Source organism: Edaphosphingomonas fennica, from assembly GCF_003034225.1.
GTDB classification, from domain to species: domain Bacteria; phylum Pseudomonadota; class Alphaproteobacteria; order Sphingomonadales; family Sphingomonadaceae; genus Sphingomonas_E; species Sphingomonas_E fennica.
In genome coordinates this window covers 1-2,293 of sequence record NZ_PHHF01000056.1, presented here as the reverse complement: position 1 = coordinate 2,293, position 2,293 = coordinate 1, and the positions used below count along the sequence as shown (strand labels likewise).

General features: G+C 50.4%; 2 protein-coding genes. Both read right to left on the bottom strand.

What is annotated here, in order from left to right:
- Positions 1–1,271: hypothetical protein (locus CV103_RS22175; RefSeq protein WP_146163432.1), on the bottom strand; the 1,271-nt coding region annotated here is incomplete at its 3' end.
- A gap of 514 nt (positions 1,272–1,785) precedes the next feature.
- Entirely contained in the window at positions 1,786–2,262 is a 477-nt protein-coding gene (locus CV103_RS23240) for a site-specific integrase (protein WP_107395260.1), read from the bottom strand.
- Between the last annotated feature and the right edge of the window lie 31 nt (positions 2,263–2,293).

Here is a 2,293-nt window from a genome sequence, read left to right as displayed (position 1 = left end):
GACCGCCGCGCCGATGTCTTCCTCGGCAGCATCCACCTCGCCGCCGCCATCACATGGTGGTTATGAGTCCCGGCCCTAGAAAGCCGCCGCTGCTTCATATCGTCTATAATGGATAGCCCGCCCTCATACCTGCTTTCGAAGGCGTCCTTATGGTAGATGATGAGCCATTGCTCATCTGACCTGCGATTGATGAGTTCGACGCAAGCCCCCACGATCACGCTGCTATCGACCGGGTTGCTTAGTGTGGCTTTGCTCGCCCCCTTATCCCACCAATGAATCTTGGCTTTGAAATAAATCGCCATTGCAGGAGGCAGAAAGCTTACATTCGGTGAGCGATCAGCCCATGCCCTATAAGAGGGCCGGAGCCGTGCAGAGCCATCCAGAATAATGAGTGGCGCGAAATCGTCCGGCAAGGGCTGACCTATGCCCGCAACGATCCAGCCATAGAGGTTATCTTTCCGCAAGACCCCTTCACGCCCGGCAAGATGGATCAGCCCTTCCAGTAGCGACGCATAATCCTTGTGTCCCCTTAGCCAATCCCTACAGGCCATGGCACAGGCGCTTGCCAGCTTCCTTAAGGTCTTGGGGAACGCAAGCCTGTAACCCTCTCGACGGTCGGCGGCCCTCACATGCAGGGTGTCAACAACTTCCGCTAGTTCGGGAGCATGGAGCCGGATCAGTGCAGGAAGACCATGCAAGAGGTCCAACCTAAAAGACACAGGATAAGCCGGGTTAATAAGCTCGTCCCAGAGCCGTAGACTCCTCGGTCGGCCCTGATAATGGAAATCGGTGATCGCTTCGAACGACCCCGCATCCAGTAATTTCCGCCATGCCTGTTGATGGGTTACGAACAGCACTTTCGCTTTCCCAGCCTGATTTTTACCGCGACCGATGGCAGCATAGACGGGATTGGGGGTCATGCAGGCGTAATCGGCAGCGTCCAGTTCGCAACCGATCCGGTAGCTGTCTACTTCCTTGAAGCTGCCCAAGAAAATAATAACGCTGCCATCGCCGGTAAATCCTGCCTTCTTCCAAGCAGATATGAATCGGTGGACGTTTGTACTCTTCCCCGTCCCGCAGTCGCCGGAGAAGATATGGAAGGCGGGCTTACAACGGGAATGAAGACACTCTTCCATGGTTTGGTTCAACGCCTTGAAGGCATTAGCCAAGGGCTTAACCGCGAGTGTTGATGGGGCTTCCAGAAAACCAAGGAAAGGAGGGGTTACATAATCAGAATAATCAGTTCCAAAATCAAAGCATTCAAAATTCATATAATAACATCAAGTCCTTCATTGAAATCGGACAAGCCCTATTTCTTATAGATGATGTCCGGTTTGGTTGAAGAAATGGAATTTATACGAATTTCTCAAACATAGAAAGCGTTAGTGAAAATTCTTACTGCTTATTATATTGAAATACGACTTAATGTTGCATTTTAACTAATATCATATCACCGAATATCTTTAGATTTCCTTTTAAATACTTCTCCACTCGTATCTCCGGTGAACAAACTGCCGAAGGCGTTACTGCTTAAAAGGGAAAGGCAATCCCCTCTGTAAGTCCGGCTCCCATGATGATCCGGCATGATGGTGCATGTTTAAAAACATTTAGCCATATTTAGGTTCAGGATTAATATCCGGGTTAAAATTGCCCGAAGGAGGGCACGACCAAGTTAAAACTTAACAACGGGCAGATTGAGAACCCACGCAAAACCGCCGTTAGGAAACCAATTAAGAAGGTTGGTTAGGCTGGTCGCTTAGGAATCAGCGGAAAGAATGTCGATCCTCACCCCGGAGGATGTGAAAGGCGAGCAGGATGGCTCAAGTCAGCTATCTCATTCTGCCATGATCTCCCCGCCAACTTCTTCGCAATATCGGATGGCCTCAAATGCGCATAACGGAACAGCATACGTGGATCGCGATGGCCCGATATGACGGAAAGCTCTATAGTCGTCAGGCCCATTTCGGAAAATCTGCTAATGGCTTCGTGGCGTAAGTCATGCAGTCTCAGGTCCGGCAATCCTGCCCTTATCCGTAGCCGGTTCCACGCAAGTTTTAGTGCCATGGGCGTTATCGGAAAGACCCGATCATCAACCTCTTCCAAATGATCCAAGATAGATAGTGCCTGATCGTTCAAGGGTATGGTTCGAGGATGACTAGTCTTTGTATCAGGAATATGCGCCGTCCGATTAAGACGGTCGATATATCGCCACTCTAGGGTCGGGACCCATAAACAGGATTCCCTTGGCGTCGGGAATGTGATTCATATGTGGACGCCCCCTTGGCAAGGGCAT